At 53.3% G+C, this 20606-nt stretch carries 17 protein-coding genes; 11 read left to right on the top strand and 6 right to left on the bottom strand.

The genetic code is table 11. From position 1 onward, the window contains the following. Positions 1 to 55 precede the first annotated feature (55 nt). The 5 genes from AEST_RS12340 (at position 56) to katG (ending at position 6103) form a co-directional block, all read left to right on the top strand. On the top strand, positions 56 to 1750 hold the full coding sequence (locus tag AEST_RS12340; protein ID WP_008609440.1) for a class I SAM-dependent methyltransferase: 1695 nt from the start codon (positions 56 to 58) through the stop codon (positions 1748 to 1750). Between the two features lie 176 nt (positions 1751 to 1926). Next, complete coding sequence (locus AEST_RS17200) at positions 1927 to 2067, top strand: hypothetical protein (RefSeq protein WP_008609439.1); 141 nt, start codon at positions 1927 to 1929, stop codon at positions 2065 to 2067. 3 nt (positions 2068 to 2070) lie between these two features. Next, a complete protein-coding gene (locus tag AEST_RS12335) occupies positions 2071 to 2964 on the top strand; it encodes a ribose-phosphate diphosphokinase (RefSeq protein WP_008609438.1) in 894 nt (297 codons plus the stop codon). Between the two features lie 29 nt (positions 2965 to 2993). Next, entirely contained in the window at positions 2994 to 3611 is a 618-nt protein-coding gene (locus tag AEST_RS12330; protein ID WP_008609436.1) for a TatD family hydrolase, read from the top strand. Positions 3612 to 3877: 266 nt separating this feature from the next. Next, positions 3878 to 6103 (top strand): catalase/peroxidase HPI, encoded by a 2226-nt coding sequence (gene katG / locus AEST_RS12325; RefSeq protein ID WP_008609435.1) that lies wholly within the window; start codon positions 3878 to 3880, stop codon positions 6101 to 6103. Between the two features lie 46 nt (positions 6104 to 6149). On the opposite strand, the gene AEST_RS12320 is transcribed toward katG, so the two are convergent. Further along, a complete protein-coding gene (locus AEST_RS12320; protein ID WP_008609433.1) occupies positions 6150 to 7331 on the bottom strand; it encodes a GGDEF domain-containing protein in 1182 nt (393 codons plus the stop codon). A 226-nt stretch (positions 7332 to 7557) separates the two neighbouring features. Between AEST_RS12320 and AEST_RS12315 the strand changes: the two genes are divergently transcribed. The 3 genes from AEST_RS12315 to AEST_RS12305 are packed head-to-tail and all read left to right on the top strand — an operon-like array spanning position 7558 to position 13117. Then, positions 7558 to 9141: a methyl-accepting chemotaxis protein gene (locus AEST_RS12315; RefSeq protein WP_008609432.1), complete on the top strand. Its 1584-nt coding sequence runs from the start codon at positions 7558 to 7560 to the stop codon at positions 9139 to 9141. A 9-nt stretch (positions 9142 to 9150) separates the two neighbouring features. Next, complete coding sequence (locus AEST_RS12310; protein ID WP_008609431.1) at positions 9151 to 11259, top strand: putative bifunctional diguanylate cyclase/phosphodiesterase; 2109 nt, start codon at positions 9151 to 9153, stop codon at positions 11257 to 11259. Further along, positions 11225 to 13117, top strand: a complete 1893-nt coding sequence (locus AEST_RS12305) for an esterase/lipase family protein (protein ID WP_238534602.1) — start codon at positions 11225 to 11227, stop codon at positions 13115 to 13117. The genes AEST_RS12310 and AEST_RS12305 overlap by 35 nt, the downstream gene beginning before the upstream one ends. A gap of 7 nt (positions 13118 to 13124) precedes the next feature. On the opposite strand, the gene AEST_RS12300 is transcribed toward AEST_RS12305, so the two are convergent. Together AEST_RS12300 and ytfE are read right to left on the bottom strand one after the other, a co-directional pair. Then, the gene (locus AEST_RS12300; RefSeq protein ID WP_008609429.1) at positions 13125 to 13583 is read right to left on the bottom strand and encodes a phosphate-starvation-inducible PsiE family protein; all 459 of its coding nucleotides are present in this window, start codon (positions 13581 to 13583) and stop codon (positions 13125 to 13127) included. 215 nt (positions 13584 to 13798) lie between these two features. After that, complete coding sequence (gene ytfE, locus AEST_RS12295; RefSeq protein ID WP_008609428.1) at positions 13799 to 14488, bottom strand: iron-sulfur cluster repair protein YtfE; 690 nt, start codon at positions 14486 to 14488, stop codon at positions 13799 to 13801. A 166-nt stretch (positions 14489 to 14654) separates the two neighbouring features. On the opposite strand from ytfE, the gene norR reads away from it, so the two are divergent. Genes norR through moeB form a run of 3 tightly spaced genes read left to right on the top strand, consistent with a single transcriptional unit; the run spans position 14655 to position 17300 of the window. After that, the gene (norR, locus tag AEST_RS12290; RefSeq protein WP_008609427.1) at positions 14655 to 16169 is read left to right on the top strand and encodes a nitric oxide reductase transcriptional regulator NorR; all 1515 of its coding nucleotides are present in this window, start codon (positions 14655 to 14657) and stop codon (positions 16167 to 16169) included. Next, positions 16166 to 16549, top strand: a complete 384-nt coding sequence (locus tag AEST_RS12285) for a YbaN family protein (RefSeq protein WP_008950894.1) — start codon at positions 16166 to 16168, stop codon at positions 16547 to 16549. Before norR ends, AEST_RS12285 begins: the two co-directional genes overlap by 4 nt. Further along, entirely contained in the window at positions 16542 to 17300 is a 759-nt protein-coding gene (gene moeB / locus AEST_RS12280) for a molybdopterin-synthase adenylyltransferase MoeB (RefSeq protein WP_008609424.1), read from the top strand. Before AEST_RS12285 ends, moeB begins: the two co-directional genes overlap by 8 nt. A gap of 39 nt (positions 17301 to 17339) precedes the next feature. Here the strand turns inward: moeB and AEST_RS12275 are convergent, their stop codons facing one another. The 3 genes from AEST_RS12275 to AEST_RS12265 all read right to left on the bottom strand — a co-directional run bounded on the left by AEST_RS12275 (position 17340) and on the right by AEST_RS12265 (position 20356). Continuing rightward, entirely contained in the window at positions 17340 to 17777 is a 438-nt protein-coding gene (locus tag AEST_RS12275) for a putative zinc-binding protein (protein ID WP_008609422.1), read from the bottom strand. Positions 17778 to 17882: 105 nt separating this feature from the next. Further along, positions 17883 to 19088, bottom strand: coding sequence for an NnrS family protein (locus tag AEST_RS12270; protein WP_008609421.1), 1206 nt, complete (start codon positions 19086 to 19088; stop codon positions 17883 to 17885). Continuing rightward, positions 19085 to 20356 (bottom strand): MFS transporter, encoded by a 1272-nt coding sequence (locus AEST_RS12265; protein WP_008609420.1) that lies wholly within the window; start codon positions 20354 to 20356, stop codon positions 19085 to 19087. The genes AEST_RS12270 and AEST_RS12265 overlap by 4 nt, the downstream gene beginning before the upstream one ends. Positions 20357 to 20606: the final 250 nt, after the last annotated feature.

Below are 20606 nucleotides of genomic sequence, written 5' to 3'. Positions count from 1 at the left end.
GTAGCTGCTACAAAGACCTAAAGTAGCAGCGACAACAACGGCTTAGCTATCCTCAATGAGCAAAACTATCGATATTTATCATCAGCAAGCTGAGCTTTTTGCCGCCCAGTATGATGCGCTAAGTTTTGAACAGGTGCATCAGAGTTGGCAAACTTACTGGCCGAAAGAACAATTGGTGCTCGATATCGGTGCCGGCAGTGGCCGAGATGCATTCTGGCTGGCCGCGCAAGGCAATCAGGTTATCGCCGTGGAGCCGGCAGAGGATCTGCGCCGGCTGGGGCAGTTAAAAACCAGTGCCGCGCTGGCTCCCAAAGTGCAATGGCTCTCTGATAGTTTGCCGGAGCTGAAAGCGACCTATCAGCTCAATCTGCGTTTTAATACTATTTTGCTGAGCGCAGTCTGGATGCATATCAGTCCGTCAGAGCGGCAGCGCACCTTTCGAAAAATAGCCAACTTATTGGCCCCTGGCGGCCACTTTGTTCTCAGCTTGCGCTATGGCGACTTTAGCGATCATCGGGCTGCTTATCCGGTTTCGGTAGATGAAATCAATGAGCTGGCCAGCAAATTTGGTTTAGTGCTTAAACATCTCTCCGCGCGAACTGCCGATGCCGGCGGTCGGGTTGATGTTGCATGGCAGACGCTGGTACTGACGCTACCGGATGACGGTAGTGGCAGCCTGAGTAAAGTGCGGCACATTGTAGTTAACGACAACAAATCCTCGACTTACAAGCTGGCGCTATTACGTACCCTGGTGCGGATCGCCGAGGCGCATCCTGGCGCCGTTATTGACCGGCAAGATGGGCAGGTAGGCATTGCACTGGGTTTAGTTGCCTTATATTGGATCCGCTTGTTTAAGCGTCTGGTCGATAGCGATATGCAGCAGAACGCTGATCCGGCGAAAGGCTTAGGTTTCGTAAAGCCGGATGGCTGGGGCAAGCTTGCCAAACTCACCGCTGATGATTTCGCGATCGGTAACTTTTATACCGGTGAGGAAGCTCAGGCGCTGCAACAACTGTTTTCGGATACGCTCAGCACCATAAAGGCGGGGCCTGTTACCTATATCTGGCAGGGCGAGAAGAGTAATACGCTATTCCGGATGGAGCGCCATAAAGTAGCAAAACTCAGCCATCTATTGATTGATCGCGATTTCCTGGCAAGTTTCGGCTGCTTTGTTTTAAGCGAGGATCTCTGGAATTGCTTCCGCCAGTACGGCTGCTGGATTGAGCCGTTACTGGTTCAGCAATGGATTGCCGAGATGCAAAAGTATCAACGTAATGCTGAGCGACAAATCTCTCTCGAAAGCTATCATAACCAGCTGCGCTGGTTGGATCAGCAGCATGATACTCGACTGGTGCGGCAGAAAGTTGCAGGACTGCGTAGCAGCGGTGCTCAGGTATGTAGTGTCTGGAGTGGGACGCCACTCTACAGTTTTGATATTGACCACTGTGTACCCTTTAGCTATTGGCCAAATAATGATCTGTGGAATTTGCTGCCGGCCAGTCAGGCCGAAAATCGCAAAAAGCGCGACCGGCTACCGAGTCAAAGCCGGATGCAGCATTGCGCCAACCATATTCAGGATTGGTGGCGGCAAGCCTGGCAAACCGATGCGGAACAACAACGTTTTTTTATCGAGGCAGGGCTTTCCCTGCCAAATATCAGCCCGGGTTGTCGGGATTTCGCCGAAGTGCTGTATGCGATGCAACTACAAATGGTCGGTATTAAACAACGGCTGCAAGTCGCTGAATGGTAAGCCGCCATATCCTGATCTGGCACAAGCTTAGCGCGACAAAAATACTGGCACTGCCATAGCAGCAGGAGTAGATTAAACTCGATATCGTTTTTGGTGAGTTTTTATGACCGCATCCAAAGCAGTAACCGAAGCCCAGCCTGCCAGTACTTCGAAAACCACTACCACTAGGTGAGCAGGTGGAACAGAGACAAGCGCTATACCGGGTGTATGCGGCTTACCCCACCGAGTTAGCCTTTGCCCGCCAGGCTTGTCAGCGCAGCCTGGGTTACCGGATTGGCGCCCCTGAGTTGCTGCTGCCACTGCAGTTGGAGTATTAAAGTATGTCGGTATTTGTATTATGCGCACCGGACGAGGTGCAGGCAGCGAACCGTTTAGCCGACGCCGCCGGTTTACCGTTAATCAGTTATCAGCTGCATCATTTTCCCGATGCCGAGTTAAAACTTACCCTGCCGCTTGCTGAAGCCGTACCCCGCGAGCTGGTGCTGTACCGAAGCCTGGATAAGCCTAACGATAAACTGGTGGAGCTGCTGCTGATCGCCCGCCATGCCCGGTTACAGGGCGTGCAGAAAATCTGGCTGGTGGCACCTTATCTGGCCTATATGCGGCAGGATATTGCTTTTAATCCGGGTGAAATTGTCAGCCAGAAAATTATCGGCCAGTTTTTAGCCGAGCTGTTTGATGGCGTTATTACTGTCGATCCGCATCTGCACCGTATCAGTGAATTAAGCGAAGCCATTCCACAAGGTGCGGCGATAGCACTCAGTGGTGCCCCGCGTTTAGCCGAGCTGATTGCCAGCAAACATAGTCGGCCGCTGTTAATTGGCCCCGATGCCGAAGCCCTGCAATGGGTGGCGCTGGCGGCTGAGCACATTCATTGTGACTATGCAGTCTGTAACAAGGTGCGGCATGGTGATAAGCAGGTTGATATTGCCTTACCCGATATCAGGGTGCAGGGTCGCAATGTGGTGCTAATGGACGATGTCGCCAGCTCCGGCCGTACCCTGGCGGGCGCCTGTAGCAAGTTATTAGCTGCTGGTGCTGCCTCAGTCGATGTGGCCGTTACCCATGCACTCTTTGCCGGCGATGCGCTCGAGGTGATTAAGGCCGCCGGTGTCGGCGAAGTCTGGAGTACCGATTGTATCGCCCACGCCAGTAATGCCATCAGTATGGCGCCGCTGCTGGCAGCAGAACTGAACAAGCTGCTTACCCGCTAATCCGATATGGCTTAATGCCGGAATAAAAAATGAGTGTATTGAGTTACTTCCAACAACAACGCCTTACCTTACAAAGTGGCACTGCCTTGCCGGCGGCGCAGTCTATACTGCAGTTAGCCGGGCAGGGTGAGCTTGAGGTGACGCTCAATCCCGAGCCTGATGCCGCTGCCGTGCTGGCAGCGATAGCGCAGGCTTATCAGGATGGCTATGAGCGGCAGGCCTCAACCGAGTTTGAACTACAAGGTATCGCTTTTGCTGGTAGTGGCGATCCTTTGTTGGCTCTGGAGCTGCTATCACAAGTATTACCAGCTTTTAAAGCACAGCGCCATGGTGTACCGGTTACGCTGGTGACCTATGGCCTGGTGCCGGCTGCAGAGGCAGAGCAGCTATGTCAGCAGTTAATCGCACTGGAAGTCGAGCGGCTGGAAATCTATTTGCCGGCCGCGAATCCACCGGCCTATCAGCAGGCGGTACAGCCACAGCAATACGGCTTTGCCGAAGTGTGTCAGTTTATCCATACTGCCGCCGAAGCGGGATTACAGGTAAGCTGCTTTGCCTATGCCCCGGTAAAACAGGCCAGTGAAATCCGCGCGCTGGCCAAAGAGCTTGGTGCCAGGGAGTTTGTGGTATTGCAGGCTGATAGCTAAAAAGATACTGCTTTTTGGCCAGGCGCTGAGACAGGAATGGGCTAGAGCCAGCATTATTGTTCATTATTTGCTTAATTATCATTTTTTTAGATTGATTCAATCATTTTTAATTATTTTGTTCTTTTTTTTACTTCAACTAGGCTTTACATACTGAGACCCAAGGCGGCGCCGGTATAGGCTGCCGGCTGGGTGTTGACCAGTTTTAATACTTATCAGGTGTTGAACTTGCGCCGGTTTTGGCGCTGTGTAATCCAGAGGTGACAAAAATGCAAAGTAAAAAAGGTCCTATTTTATCGGCTCTCACCCTCGCGGTAACCCTGGCAATGAGTTCAGGTGCTGTCATGGCGAAAGGCAATATGACTGACAACCAGTTCTGGTGGCCAGAGCAATTAAACTTAGCCCCACTGCGCCAACACAGTATTGAGAATAACCCTTACGGCCCCGGCTATAACTATGCCGAACAGTTTAAAACTCTCGATCTGGCAGCAGTTAAAGCAGATATCGAAACTCTGCTAAAAACTTCGCAGGATTGGTGGCCAGCCGACTGGGGACACTACGGTCCTTTTATGATCCGGATGGCGTGGCATAGCGCCGGCGTATACCGGATTTTCGACGGTCGTGGCGGTGCCAACGGTGGTCAGCAACGTTTCGAGCCGTTAAACAGCTGGCCGGATAACGCCAACCTCGACAAAGCCCGTCGTCTGCTGTGGCCAATTAAGCAAAAATACGGCAGCAAAATTTCCTGGGCTGACCTGATGGTATTAACCGGTAACGTGGCACTGGAATCAATGGGCTTTAAAACCTTCGGTTTTGCCGGTGGCCGTACCGACGATTGGGAAGCAGAAATTGTAAACTGGGGTTCAGAGAAAGAGTGGCTCGACAGCAAACGCTACAACGAAAAAGGCGAGCTGGCAAAGCCAATGGGCGCAACCGAGATGGGCTTAATTTATGTTAACCCGGAAGGTCCGAATGGCGTGCCGGATCCGCTGGCCTCAGCGAAAGAAATTCGCGAAACCTTCGGCCGCATGGCAATGAACGATGAAGAAACTGTAGCGTTAATTGCCGGTGGTCACACCTTTGGTAAGGCACACGGTGCCCACAAGCCGTCTGAGTGTACCGGTAAAGAGCCGGCTGCTGCAGATATTGAAGAGCAGGGTTTAGGCTGGACCAGTAAGTGCGGTAAAGGCCATTCTGAAGATACGGTGACCAGTGGTTTAGAAGGTGCCTGGTCTGCTAACCCAACTGCCTGGACTACGCAATTTCTGGATAACCTGTTTGCGTTTGACTGGGTACAAACTAAGAGCCCGGCCGGTGCGATTCAGTGGATCCCGGCTAACGGTCAGGCTGCAAACTTAGTACCGGATGCACATATCCCAGGTAAACGTCATGCACCTATTATGTTTACCAGCGATATCGCGCTGAAAGAAGATCCAATTTACCGTGAAATTGCGCTGCGCTTTAAAGAAGATCCGAAGCAGTTTGAACTGGCCTTTGCTAAAGCCTGGTTTAAATTAACCCACCGTGATATGGGACCAATGAGCCGCTATTTGGGTGCTGAAGTGCCAAAAGAAGTGTTGATTTGGCAAGATCCGATCCCAGCGGTAGATCACAAGCTGATTGAAAGCCGTGATATTAATGCTCTGAAAGGCAAGCTGCTGTCATCTGGTTTAACGGTGCAGCAACTGGTGAAAACCGCCTGGGCATCAGCTGCCAGCTTCCGTGGTACCGATATGCGCGGTGGTGCTAACGGTGCCCGTTTACGCTTAGAGCCACAAAAAGACTGGGCAGCTAATGATCCGCAAGAGCTGGCACAAGTGTTAGCTGTGCTGGAAAAAGTGCAAACTGACTTTAACAAAACCTTACGTGGTGGCAAGAAAGTATATCTGGCCGACGTGATCGTGTTAGGTGGTGCTGCTGCGATTGAGAAAGCGGCGAAAGACGCTGGCTTCAATATTACCGTACCCTTTACTCCGGGCCGTACCGATGCGACTCAGGCACAAACTGATGCTGAGTCTTTCGCCGTGCTGGAGCCAAAAGCAGATGGTTTCCGTAACTACTATAGCAGCGATGCCATGTATTCACCTGCCGAAGCGCTAGTTGACCGTGCCAACATGCTGACGCTAACAGTACCGGAAATGACCGTGCTGGTAGGTGGTTTACGGGTGCTGGATGTCAACAGCGGCGGTAGCAAGCACGGGGTGTTCACCGATAAGCCAGGCCAGCTGACTAACGATTTCTTCGTTAACTTGCTGGATATGTCTACCCGCTGGGCGAAAGCTGAGCAGGAAGGCTTATACGACGGTTTTGACCGCAAGAGTGGCGAACGTAAGTACACGGCTACGCCGGTTGATCTGGTGTTCGGTTCTCACGCTGAACTGCGTGCCGTAGCCGAGGTGTATGCGGCGAACGATGGTAAAGAGAAGTTTGTCCGCGACTTCGTGGCCGCCTGGAACAAGGTGATGACCTTAGATCGCTTTGATCTGAAGAAGTAAACTTAAGCTGATAACCGAGCCCCGCCAAGCGGGGCTTTTTTTAAGGCTAAAGCTTTAATACAAAGGTATTGCGGCCGGCCTTCTTGGCGGCATATAGAGCTTCGTCGGCACGTTTTAACAGCTGCATTGGCGTTTCGCCTTTTTGTTTAACACAGCAACCCAGGCTGATGGTAACGTTGACGGTTTTTTCTGCACCGCTGCTGCCGCGGGCTTTTTTCCCGCTGCTGCTGTCTTTGGGGCGGTTATATTTACGGATCACCAGCGGGTACTCGGCAACTGCCAGCCTTACTTCTTCCAGTTTTTCTTCCAGCAGCGCTTTTTTATTGTGGTTAAACACCAGCGTAAATTCTTCACCGCCATAGCGGTAGGCCGTTAATCCTTTGACCTTGCTAAGAATAGAGCCCAGTAACTTTAATACCTGATCGCCAACATCATGGCCGTAAGTGTCGTTAAATTTCTTAAAATGGTCGACATCCAGCATACAAATCGCGCTGTTTCGTCCCAGCCGGTTCAGGTGCGCCATCAGCGCGCGGCGCTGCGGCAATTGTGTCAGCTCATCGATATATGCCAGATGTAACATCTGGAAGGCTAAGGCCAAAAACACCGACAGGCAGGCCGCAACCAGCGTCCAGTTGGCGACAGCAGTACCGGGCGGAATAACCGTGCTAAGTAGCAGGGCCAGGAACAGACCAAACTCCCCCCAATTGGCCGCCTTCGGTGGTTTTAAGTTAATGGCAATAAGCCAGATCCCAGCCAGAATACTGAACCACCAGGCACTCAACCAATTAATCGGGCTTGCCGCCAACACGGGCTGAAATACTATGGCAGGTAGCTGCGCTGAGGCCAGCCAGGTTGCCAATGGCAGCTGCTGACTGAGTAACAGCAGTAATGGCGGGCTGATAAGAAGCAACAGCCCGTTGAGTTTAAAAGGTGAGGGTTTAGGTATTAACGCCAGTAGTAGCAACAGGCTGGCGCTAAGCAGCGGCAGACTATTAGCAAACTCCGCTGCGGTTAAGTTGGTTGAGCTGGCAAGCCAGTAATGGGTCGCCAGGATACCAAGCCAGTAAAGCCACTCTGTTTGGCGTAATAACAGTGCCAGTAACAAGACACTGCTCAGCGCCAGATAACTGGTTTGCGGAAAGGGGAGTAACTGAAAGAGTGCCAGCTCCGGCGTCAGACCTTGGGCAACCAGTAACAACAGTACCGGCAATAAAATGATCAATGGCACTATGACCTCTTAGCTGTCGCAGGACAGTCTTTTTCTTTATCTGGATCAAAGAAAGGTGAAACATAATTTAGCCGTTATATCTTAACACTCTGGTTTATTAATAGAATTAAAAACCGTTTGCGGCTGACCTCACCCAAATGGGTATTGACGGCGTTCGCTGGACATTATATAACCACAACATAATTGTGGTTATATGCCAATAATAAGAACGCTAGCAGGGAGCCGCATGAAACAGAATTTACCCGTAACCAACCGGGAGCAACCCGTACCCGCCGAGGCCAATATCCTGTCGACTACTGATTTACAGGGTAAAATCAAATACGTAAATCCCGCTTTTGTTGAGATCAGCGGCTTTGAGCGCGCCGAGCTGCTCGGGCAAAACCACCATATTGTGCGGCATCCATCAATGCCGCCGGAGGTATTCCGGCAGTTCTGGCAGCGCATTAAAAGCGGCCAGCCGTGGATGGGAGTGGTGAAAAACCGCTGCAAAAATGGCGATCACTATTGGGTCGATGCCTATGTTACGCCGATAAGCCATGACGGCCAGATTACCGAGTATCAGTCGGTACGCCGTAAAGCCAAACCCGAGCAGGTGCAGCGTGCTGAGCAGGTGTATCAGGCGTTGAATAATGGGCGCAGTTTAAAACAATTAAAACCGGTGCTGTCATTAGGTACACAGTTACTGTTGTTGCTGGTGGTGCCGGTATTGGCCGCGATCTTGTTAGGTTTTTGGTATCCGGCTAGCTATGCACCGACCCTGTTTCCACTGCTGGGCTTAGGCTTGTCGGCTCTGTTGTGCTGGCAATGGCTACAGCCTTTTAAACAATTATGCCAGCAAAGCCGTAAGCTGACGGATGATGCTGTTGCGCGTTATGTTTATACCGGTCGCAATGATGATATCGGCCAGTTGCAATTAGTGCTGCGCAGTCTGGAAGCCGAAACTGCCGGCGTAGTTGGGCGGGTCGCCGATTCGGCCAAGGCACTGGCAGCGGGTATTGGCCAGCTCACGCATTCCGTTAATGGCTCACGACAGGAAATTCAGGCCCAGTTTGCTGAAACCGAACAGGTGGCCAGTGCGATCCATCAGTTATCGGTAAGTGTGCAGGAGGTGGCTGGCAGTGCCCGCCACTCTTCTGATGCGGCAGATAATGCACTGAGTCAGGCACAAAGCAGTAAAACCGTTACCACGCAAAGCCAGACTGCAGCGACCAATTTACAGCAGCAACTTAGCCAGAGCCAAAAACTGCTGCAGGCGGTAGCGCACAGTAGTCAGGATATTCATCAAATTCTGGAGCTGATTTGCAGTATTGCCGAGCAGACCAATCTGCTGGCGCTGAATGCGGCTATTGAAGCCGCCCGCGCCGGTGATGCCGGTCGCGGCTTTGCAGTAGTGGCTGACGAGGTGCGGCAATTAGCCAGCCGCACGCAAAGTGCCACTACCGATATTCAGCAAAAAATTGCCCGTTTGCAGCAAAGCACCGGCGATGCGGTGGCCGCGCTGGCGCAAAGTCAGCAAGGGGCTCAGCATTGTGCTGAACTCAGTGCCAGTACCGCGCAGCAACTGGAGCAAATTCTGGCGGCAATCCACAGCATTACAGCACAAAACCAGCAGATTGCTGCGGCGGTAGAGCAGCAAAGTTATGTCGCCGAGATGATTAATCAAAATATCACCAGTATCCGCGATCTGGCGGGCCGTAGCCTGAGCAATGCTGAGCATACGGCGTCAGCCAGTGATGAGATGCATGGTGTGACTCAAGGCTTTGATGCCTTAACCCGGCAATTTTGGGCCAAACAGCGCAGCCAGGCATAAGGAGACGTCATGCTGGTATCCGGGCAACAACAGCTACAGCAGTTACTGAATTTGTTCTCTGAAAATGTGCCGGGGTTCTTTTTTCAGCTCTACCGTAAACCCGAGGGCAGTTTTCAGCTGCAACTGGTGTCGGAAAGTGCCGGTAAAGCGCTGGGTATCGCCTTACCACAGCTCGGGCAAGATAGTGCAGCTGCGCTGGCCCGGGTGCACCCGGACGATGTTGATGATCTGCGCGAGACTATTCAGCATTCGGCACAGTACCTTAGCCCCTGGAGTTTACAGTTCCGCTATCAGCACCCGGCAGGTGACTATCGTTGGTTTGAAGGCAATGCTACGCCACGGCGCGATGCCGAGGGCGGGATCCTCTGGCATGGCTATATCAACGATATCAGCAGTATCCGCCAGAATGAGCTGGCACTGGCTGAATACGCCAGCCAGCACCGCGAAATTGTCGATAACATTATCGATGCCATCATTACCATTAATGCAGCCGGGCTAATTGAAACCTTTAATAATGCAGCGGTACGGATTTTTGGCTATCAGCCACAGGAGGTGATTGGCAAAAATGTCTCTATGCTGATGCCAGAGCCTTATCGTAGTGCGCATGACCATTATATCGATGCTTATCAACGCACCGGCGAGGCGAAGATTATTGGCCAAAGTCGCGAGACGAAAGGGCAGCGTAAAGATGGGCGCTTGTTCAATATGGAGCTGAGGATCAGCCGCATTCAGCGGGTTGATAGCTATAAATTTATTGGTATGGTACGCGATCTGTCAGAGCGTAAACGGGCTGAAGTGCTGATCGAGAAACTGGCGTTTTATGACCCTTTAACCCAGCTGCCGAACCGCCGCCTGTTAAAACAACGTCTGGCGGAAACCCTGAAACAACGCCAGCCGGGCCAGGCGCTGGGAGCCTTGTTATATATTGATTTGGATAACTTTAAACATCTGAACGATTCGCTGGGGCATGGCACCGGTGATCAGTTGTTACGCCAGGTCGCCAGCCGTCTGCAGCAGAGCGTACGGCAGCATGATACCGTCGCCCGATTAGGTGGCGATGAGTTTATTATCCTGCTGCAGAATTTATCACCGCTAAAGCAGGTGGCGCTGCAGCAAGCCGAGTTGGTAGCAGAAAAGGTACGCAGTACGCTGAATACCCCCTTCACCCTGGAACAGCTCAGTTATGTCAGTAGCCCCAGCATAGGGATTACGCTGTTTTCTGATGATAACCACAGTATTGATGAATTGTTGCAGCAAGCAGATCTGGCGATGTATCAGGCCAAGGCCGCCGGTAAAAACAGCATTAAGCAGTTTGATGTCTCGATGCAGGTAAAAGCCTCGGAGCGCACCCGACTGGAAAGTGAGCTGCGCGAAGCGATTAACCGCCAGCAGCTGCAGTTGTACTATCAGGGATTACACGACGCTGCGGGGCAGTTGTTGGGTGCTGAAGTCTTACTACGCTGGTTTCATCCGGAGCTTGGCAACGTCAGTCCGGCACGCTTTATTCCGATCGCAGAAGAAAGCGGCCTGATTTTTGAAATCGGCAGTTGGGTGATCGAGCAAGCCTGTCAGCAGCTGAGTCGTTGGCAGGCACAGCAGTTGGTGCCGGGACTGAAGCTGTCAATTAATATCAGTGCCCGGCAATTTCATCAGGATAATTTCTTACCCAAAGTGATGCATATTCTCGATCGTTACAGTGTCGCCCGTGACCGGCTGCAATTTGAGTTAACCGAGAGCATTTTGGTATCCCGGGTTGATGAGGTGATCAGCAAAATGCAGGCGCTCAAGCAGTACGGTATTGCCTTTGCGCTGGATGATTTTGGTACTGGCTATTCTTCGTTAAGCTATCTGAAGCGCCTACCATTGGAGCAACTGAAAATAGATCGCAGCTTTGTGGCAGATATTCTGCACGATCCCAATGACGCTGCCATTGCCAGCACCGTGATAGCGCTCTCTGCTGCCTTGGGACTGGGGGTGATTGCCGAAGGTGTCGAAACTGCGGCGCAGCGGGATGCGCTGGCGGCGTTGGGCTGTTATCATTACCAGGGATTCTATTTCAGCCGGCCAGTGCCGGGCGGAGACTTTGTTGCATTACACCGGCACACCGTTACGCATTAAGTTGTTCTGGCTCATGCTGAGCCTCGGGTTGTTACATGGCTGTGCGATGGTCTCGGTGTCGGATATGGATAGCCGTGATTACCTGAAACAGCGCCGGGGTGATGTGCTGACCACCGGCGATCTCAGCCTGTACGCGGGCACTGTGCTGCAAATACTGGGGCAGGATGAGCGCAGTTGCCGGCGCCAGGCCGCGCAATGCGCAGAGATGTTGACGACCGCCATTGGCCTGACGACTGAGCAGCGCCTGTCGACCATGGCCGAGCTGTGGTTGTATGAAGCTATTAATGGTGTACGACCACCGCGGCAGGATCCGCAGGCCGAAATAGATGCCTACCTGATGAGTGCCCGCTACGCTTATGCCTACCTGTTTTATTCCGGTGTTGCTCCCTACCGGCGCCTGTTTGCCGACCGTCAGACTCAGGTGCGGGACTACTACAATTTTGCCACCCAACAGGCTGCGACCCTGCTATTCGCAGGGCGCGAACGTGACTGGCTGCAAGACCCGCAACAACAATTTCGCACTACCAACTGGCAGGTACAGGCGCAGCTGCAACATCAGCGTTTCCGGCGTCAGGCTTTACCAGAGCGGTTGGTGGCAACCAGTAGTCTGTCATTTAAAGGCTTGCGCAATCAGTATCGCCGCGATGGTTTAGGCGCCGAAATGGTAGCCGATACCAAGGTGGGGCGGGACTGGCGTACTGAGCAGGGGTTTGCCGAATTACCGGTACCGGTGGTCACTGCGTTATTGAGTTTTGGTGGCGGTACCCTGCAGGAGGTGCTAGTGACTAAGGAAGCCACCTTGCATTTGCTGGATCCGCTGCAACAAAAAGAGCTCTATGTGGCCGGGAATCTGGTGCCGCTGGCGGCGAATTTTACCGCCGGTTATGGCTTATGGCTGGCACGCTCCGATTTTGCCCGCCAGGCATTCTGGAACCTGATGGGTGCCAGCGATGCCCTGGCCGAGCCGCAATTATTTTTGCTGCAGCCCTTTGACCCCAACCGGAAAATTATTCTGTTGCTGCATGGTATTGCCAGTAGCCCGGAGGCCTGGGTTAACACCGCGAACGAAGTGCTGGGGGATGAAGCGCTGCGCGAGCGTTATCAGTTATGGCAACTCTATTATCCGACTAACCTGCCGCTGTTGTTAAATGTGCAGAGTCTGCGCGCCCGCATCGTTAGCACCCTGCAACACTTTGATCCAGAGGGAAAGACTGCCGCCGCTTCGGAGATGGTGATTATCGGCCACAGTATGGGCGGCGTGCTGGCGCGATTGCTGGTGTCGGACTCCGGCGATCAGATCCTGCAATCCATAAGTCAGCAGCGGCATCTGGACTCGCGGCGACAGCAGCTGTTCTTTCAGCGCTTCCAGGATGATCTGACCTTTAGCGCTTTACCTGGGGTGAGCCGGGCGATCTTTATTGCAGCGCCGCACCGTGGCACTACGGTAGCTGATCACCGGCTGGCCCGTTGGTTAGCCGGCTTGATAACTCTGCCGGTCACGGTGTTGGAGCGCTTTGCTCAGGCTGCTGAGCTGTTAGCCGATCCGGACAATCTGGAACCGCAGCGCGCGGTGCGCTTTACCAGTATCGAAAACCTTAGTGAAAAAGATCTTTTTATCCGGGCGGCGGCTAAGCTGCCAATTAATCCGGCGGTACGTTATCACTCCATTATCGGTGTCGAGCAGCCAGGCTTGCCGCTGGAGCAACAAAGTGATGGTGTGGTGCCTTATCTTAGCGCCAGCCTGGCCGGTGCCGAGTCAGAAATGGTGATCCGTTCCGGCCACAGTGTGCAGGAAACTTCGGCGGCGATTCTGGAGATCCGCCGTATTCTGTACCAGCATTTAACAGAGCTACCCTAAGCGGTATTCAGGTGCGGGCTTTACTGGCTACCAGATAATAGGTCACCCCCAATGCCAAAACGACCACCCCGATAGCAAAGACATATTCGGCAGCAATAGTGGCAAAATCCAATACAATCACTTTACGGGCGATGGCCATTAGCGCTGTTGCGATCACCAGCTTAACGTGAATTACATCGTCACGCAGGTACAGGATAATATTTGCGAAGATTTCTATTGCGATCAGCACGGCCAGAAAGGAAGCAAATACCGCAAAAATGTCGTTTAGCTCTAATAAAAAATGTGGCGGGCTGGAGAGTTTTTCATATAACACTAAGCCGACATCCAAAATACACAGGATGATGACAAGCACCATCATCACAGCCAGCAGCCGGATACAATGCCCAATCACGCCATTTAACCTGCTGATTAGCGGGTCGGCTTCCTTTGGGCGCAGATGATTATCGGTTTTTTGTTGCTCTTGCATCGAAGTGGCTGCCGGTTATTACACTTGTATTTTAGTGTAGCGGGCCGGCAGTTGGTTGTTTTGCTCTGGCGCAAATAATGCAGGATTAAGCACCAGTTGTTGGGACTAGTATGCCATGGTTTGCACTATCAGAAATAAGACTGGCAGAGCGCTGTCGCCTAACCTGAAAGTGCAGTATAAGTCGGTGTTACGAAGCGCTGTGTGCGGCTATCGCGCTACTGACAGCTGCCACAGCAGTGTTGATCACCATGGCCGGGGCGCTTGGGCTCAACAAACAAAATTTCGTTCTCCAGTAAAATATGCTGCATTAAATCCTCTTTCAGTTCGCGCAGCCCCAGATAGAGTGCGGTCCAGGTGTTGCAGGCACCGGGATGCAGTTGCTGGCCAAAACTCAGTTCGTCCAGTTTTCGCAGTGCCTCACCATGCTCCTGATGCTCTTCCAGCATCACACTGATGGGCCCATAGGGATAAACACCGCGCACCAGCATCGGAAACAGGATTTGCTCCTCTTTCAGCATATGGCTTTCCAGCTCCTGCTGCATCTCGGCCAGATGATTGGCCAGGCCATGCGGGCAATGCGGGCTGTCGCTGTGTACCGTTTCTACCCGCCGGGCCAGGCGAATCAGCTCCGGCAATTGTTCGCGATGGCGTTGATGGAAGCGGTTTAGTACATACTCGGCCAGCTTGGCAGTGGGTTCGCTATGCCAATCTACAGCAGGCTGCGGTTGTCGTTGTAATTTTTCCAGAGCGGCCAGTACCTCCTGTTGGTTTAAACCACGTTTGGCGATAGCGGCGCCCAGGCTTTGCTGACCGCCACAGCAAAAATCCAGTTTAAACTGATGAAAGACGGCAGTGGCACCGGCGATACGGGTGGCTAATTGGCCTAAGGGTTGTTCAAGTAGCATGATGTTCTCCTGAGTAAACAAAGGTTTGCCCTAAGCGGGCGTTAGCCCGGTACAGCAAGGCAAATGCCAGAACTACCACCTTTGATTTATATCTGTTTTTTTTGACCGATGGTAAATTAAACCCAGAAAAATTCGGGTGCTTTTCACCCTGTGGGTAAAATTAACCATGCTTGATGCCGTGTTATTTGCTGATCTGGTCACCGAGTTGCCCTCTGCTGTGCGCTTACAGCGGCTGGTCAATACACTGCGCAGCCATTTTGGCTGTGGTGCTGTGGCATTGTTGCAGTTACAGCAGGCGCAGTTAAAGCCAGTAGCGGTGCAGGGACTGCTACGGGAAACCCTGGGCCGGCGTTTTCAGGTGGCGCAGCATCCACGTTTGGCGGCGATCTTAGCCAGCCGCCAACCCGTACGTTTTCCGCCGGGCAGTGAATTACCCGATCCCTATGATGGCTTGCTGGCTGAGCAACCAGGAGCCGTGGTGCCGGTGCATGATTGTATGGGCGTATCGTTATATGTGGAGGGGCGCTGCTGGGGCGTATTAACACTGGATGCCCTGTCGCCGGCTAACTTTGATGCCCTAGCGGTGTTGCAGTTACAACAATTAAGCTTGCTGGTAGAAGCCGCTATTCGTATTACCGAACTGGAGCAGGCGAACCGGGCGCTGCGGCAGGGTGGCTTGCCTACTGTCGGCACCAGTACAACTGCAGCGCAACAGTATGAAATTATTGGTCAAAGCCCGGCGCTGCAGCAGATTTTACAGGAGCTGGATGTGGTAGCCGGCTCGGAGCTACCGGTGCTGCTGCTGGGAGAAACCGGGGTCGGCAAGGAGCTGTTCGCCCGGCAACTACATCGTCGCTCCGGCCGCGCCGAGCGCCCCATGATCTATGTTAACTGTGCAGCCTTACCGGAAAGTCTGGCAGAAAGTGAGCTATTCGGGCATAGCAAGGGCGCGTTTTCCGGCGCGTTAAGCGAGCGTGCCGGCCGCTTTGAGGCAGCAGATGGTGGTACCCTGTTTTTGGATGAAGTAGGGGAACTAGCATTATCCGTGCAGGCAAAGCTGCTCAGAGTGCTGCAGAACGGTGAAATTCAGCGTTTGGGCTCGGATAAGCTGCGGCGGGTGAATGTACGGCTGGTTGCCGCGACCAATCGCGATTTACAGCAGCAGGTGAAACAGGGTGAATTTCGTGCTGATCTCTACCACCGTTTATCAGTGTATCCGATCCCGATACCGCCGCTGCGGGAGCGCAGCGAAGATCTACCCTTATTAGCCGGGCATTTTCTGGAGCAGAACCGCAGCCGTCTTGGGCTACGTAGCTTAAGGCTGGCACCAGCGGCAGAGCTGGCTTTACTGGGTTATCACTGGCCGGGGAATATCCGCGAGCTGGAGCATGTGATTAGCCGCGCGGCAATCAAGGCGCTAAGTCAGGGCGCCCAGCGCTCTGACATCGTGATCCTGCAGCCAGAATTGCTCGATTTGCCCGGTAGTCAGCCGCAAGCACCGGCGCTTGAACACATTGAGCTGCCGGTACAGGGGTTAAAGCAGGCAGTAAATCAGTTTCAGCAACAGCTGATCCGGCAGGCATTGCAGCAGCACCAACAATGTTGGTCGAAAGCAGCCCGCGCCCTGCAACTGGATGCCAGTAATTTGCATAAGCTGGCGCAGCGTTTAGGGTTGAAATGACGATGTTAAAAGCTACTGCATATCGTTTGTTAGCCCTATTTAGCCTGTCGCTGGGGATCCTGGGTATTCCTTTACCGGGTTTACCCACTGTACCCTTTGTTTTACTGTCAGCCTGGGCTGCCGGCAAAGGCTGGCCAGAGTTTGAACGGTGGTTATTACTGCATCCGCGCTTTGGCCCGCCAATCCGGCAATGGCGGCAGCATGGTGCCGTATCGCGGCGGGCGAAATGGTTGGCATCCTTTATGATGCTGGCCAGTGTAGCGCTGTTATGGTTTTCTGCTGCCCCAGTGTTACTAAAAATCAGCTTACCCGTTGCGCTGCTGTTGGTCGCTATTTGGCTTTGGCGCCGTCCACAGCCACAGGAGATTACTTATGAGTGAGATACTGAGCCCGCTGCAGGCGCTGCGTTATAGCAGGCAACTGATGTTACCGGCGCTGGATTTTCGTGGTCAGGAAGCCTTACTGGCCAGTAAGGTGTTATTGGTTGGTATGGGCGGGCTTGGTTGTGCTGCGGCGCCTTATCTGGTGGCTAGCGGTGTCGGGGCGCTGACGCTGGTTGATAATGATGTGATTGACCGCAGCAATCTGCAGCGCCAGATCCTGTATCGCGAGCAGGATATTGGCCAGCCTAAAGTCCTTACGGCAGTACAGCAACTGACACAGCTAAATAGCGAGATCCAGCTCAGTGCGATCCAGCAGCGGCTGGATCACACTGCGCTGGCGCAACTGGTACCGCAATTTACACTGGTACTGGACTGCACCGATAATCTGCTGACCCGTAATGCCATTAATAGCGCCTGTGTGCAAGCCGGCATACCGTTGGTGTCAGCCGCCGCTATCCGCTTTGAGGGGCAGTTACTGAGTTTACGGAATCAACCGGGCGATCCCTGCTACCAATGTTTAAGCCGCTTCTTTGGTGAACAGCAGCTAAGCTGCATGGAAGCGGGCATTCTGTCGCCGGTTGTCGGCGTGCTGGGCGTGATGCAAGCACTTGCCGCGGTGAAGATCCTGGCCGCAGTGGGTGAACCCGAGTATCACCAGTTAAAGTTGTTTGATGCGCTAAGTGGTCAGTGGCAGCAGTTCCAATTGCCTGCCGATCCAAAGTGCCCGGTATGTTGCAGTAGGAAATAGTACTGAGCTTGTGGGTTGTGTTGCTCCGTTGCGGTATTGTCAGTGTTTGGTATCTGGTACCCGGAACCGAACCTTAGCGCCAGCAGCTTCATTACCGGGAGTTTTGCCAAGTTGTGGCAGGATATCGCAGTGCACCTTTTGCAATAACTTATAGGCATCGGCCAGATCGCAATTTTCGTGATCGCGCTTTTTATAACCCAGGCTGGTCAGCTCGAGATGCCAGGTTGGCACTACCTCAACCGTGGCCAGGGTTTGTTTAACACAATTAAGCGGGCAACCATCCACTGCCAGGATCGGCCGACCAGACTGTGCAACCTTTAGCAACTGTTTGACTCTACCGCCAACGCCGGCGATACAGGACATCTCGGCCAGACCTTCCCGATCGAGGACTACAGCTAAATCATTGGCCAGCTGCGCCACATTAGAGCAGCCGGAGCAGGCATAAACCAGCGGTTTCGTTTCGTAATCGTGACTCATAACGGCTTCCTGAAACTGACGATATGTTCAGTTTAGAAGCCTGCTAGCCACCCAGCTTGATGTAAATCAAAACGCCGGCAGCTTTACCCCATCAGGGGTAAGGGGTTAACCCGGCCGCCCATCTGCCCTAGGCGTGGTTAACACCGGAAAATACACCAGCACATAGCAGCCATAAGCCAGCACCCAGCTGCCAATCCCCAGCCATAACAAACTAAAGGTATGCTCCGGTAACCACCAGATCAGCAGGGTCCGGCTAATGCCGGCAATAGCAACCAGTAAAAAGGCCCAGCCCATAATGTGTTTCGGCTGCAGCAAGCGACCACTGTGGCCAAGCGAAACCCGCGCCATCATCGATAGGATCATCGAGCCCATGGCGCCGGCAGTCAGTGCATGTAGCGCAATGCTCTGGCTGACCGCAAAGCCGGCATAGCGTAGCGCAAACAAGGCCAGGCCCAGAGGAATAAACCAATAGGCCAGATGCAGTGACCACAGCAGCGGCACCCGTAGCGTGAGCCAGATTTTCCAGCGGGCGCAGCGGATGGCGGTTAGCAAAGCACTCAGGGCAAAGAGAGCACTTAGCGAACTGGCGGGTAGCAGAGGCACTAAACTAAAAAAGTGCAGCATAAAAATCAGCCATAGACTGGCCAGTGCCGCCCGATCCAGCCAGGGCCAGGCCTCGACCTTAGTGGTTTTAGTGCCATTGGCAGTAAACATCGGGAGCACCCGGCCGCCGACAATTGCCATCAGCAGGGTAACAAGCCAGATTGCATTCAGGCTACCCAGCTGTTGTAAATCGTAGCGCTTAAGATAAAGCCCGAGATACATCATCAGGTTACAGGCGGTTAGCAGCAGTAACACCGGCACAAAAAACAAATTGCGGTATTGTTGTACCGCCAGTAGCGGCTTCGCCAGTAACCAAGCGGCTAGTGGTAAAAAGCTCAGATCCACCAGGGCGACCAGCCACAGGGGCAGCGCCTCGCCAAAGAGCAGCAGCAGACGGGCGGCCAACCAGAGCAGTGTTAGCAATAACAGCGTCGGGCCATGCGGTGCGCGTAGTGAGGTCCAATTTTGCACTGCAGTTAATAAAAAGCCGATGACAATGGCACAGGCAAAGCCAAAGATCATTTCATGGCTATGCCAGAATAATACCTGACCAACAGGTTGCAGCTGCAGCTGGCCGCCCAAGATCAGCCCCCACAACAGCATGGCGATAGCGCTAAAGGCGGCACCGAATAAAAACAGCGGCCGGAATGCCTGGCGCAATAGCGGCAACAGCTTTTGCTCGGTCGCCAGATCGGTAATTTGCATCATTCGTCGTCATCCAATAAAAAATTATTACTACGGGCATCCTGCAGGCGCTGTTGATATTGCGCTGCCTGATTGGCGAAAAACATGGTGATCATGCATAGCGCCAGCACGCCATACAGAATCATAAAGCAGCCGGTGACAATACCCAGTGCATCCTGCGCCAGGCCAAAGAGCACCGGCAGGGTACAACCGCCCAGACCGCCAATGGCGGCAACAAAGCCACCGACTGCGCCCATATGCTTAGGGTAGTAATCGTGAATCACTTTATACACGCTGGCGCGGCCAAAACCCTGAGCTACGCCAATGACAAAGATCAGGGCCGTAAACCACCAGACATTAACGGAGATCTCCAGTTGAACATCTTTTTCCAGGCCATGAATAATCAGGGTAGTGGGGGGGTAACTCAGAAAGAACAAGCACACCAGGCAGACCCAGAACACACTCCAGTTTACGGCCCGGCCACCATAGCGATCGGCAAACCAGCCACCTAATGCCCTGACCATACTGGAAGTCGCGACAAAAAACAGCGTAAAGGCCATTGCCTGCTGGGCGTTCATCGCATAGGCCTGCATATAGTATTGTGGTAACCACAGCAACAGGGCTAAAAAGCCACCAAATACAAAGTAGTAATACAGTGAAAAGCGCCAGACCCGTGCATCTCTGACTAACTGACGCAGAGTCAGTGGACTGGCGGTGGGGCCTGCGGTTTTTGGCGAGGGCGGTGACAACAACCAGAATAACACCAGCAATAAAGCCAGCCCAACGGCATACACAGGCCCAACCCACTGCCAGCCCCACCAGGCGACAATAATGGGTACCAAAATAAAGGTGATGGCGACACCGGCATTGCCTACGCCAAACAGGCCCATCGCCAGGCCTTGCTGGCGCGAGGCAAACCAGTCGGTCACATAGCGGATGCCGAAGGTAAAGGAAACGCCACTTAAACCAAACCAGAGGCCGGTGATCAGATAACCATAAAAGCTGCTTACCAGTGGCAGCAATGCCAGCGCCGGAATGCAGCTGAACATTAACCCCAGCCACAGCAGTCGGGCATTATAGCGATCTGCCAGCATTCCCAATGGAATACGTAGTAGCGCCCCGCTAAAAATGGGGGCTGCCAGTAAAATACCGTATTCAGTGGCGCTCAGGGCCAGTTGTTGCTGGATATCCAACCCCATCACCGCGTATAGCGTCCACACCGAAAAGCAGCCGGCAAAAGCCAGGGTAGCCAGTAGCAGCGCCCGGCCCGCCAGAGGATGGGTTGCCTGCATGCGTTACTCCCCAAATAAGCGCCTGTACCAGGCGCAAGACTCACTGCGCCTAGCATAGCGAAAAGCGTAGCGGCCTGCCCGGCCAAAAAGCAGTACCCCCTAAGTTCTGCGGCTAAGGCTGCGGCAAGGCAGGCTACCTCATAGGGGGTAGTGATGGCGTTGGGCTCGGCTTTTAGCACTGAATTGCTAGCTACTCCAAAGGAGGTAGCGGCCCTTAGTGCAGGCCCGGCGCGGGCTGGCGGCTGTTGTG

This window comes from Alishewanella aestuarii B11 (assembly GCF_000280055.1).
In the GTDB taxonomy this organism is placed as follows: Bacteria; Pseudomonadota; Gammaproteobacteria; order Enterobacterales; family Alteromonadaceae; genus Alishewanella; species Alishewanella aestuarii.
Note: the sequence above shows the minus strand (reverse complement) of the source record. Positions and strands in the feature narration are given on the sequence as shown.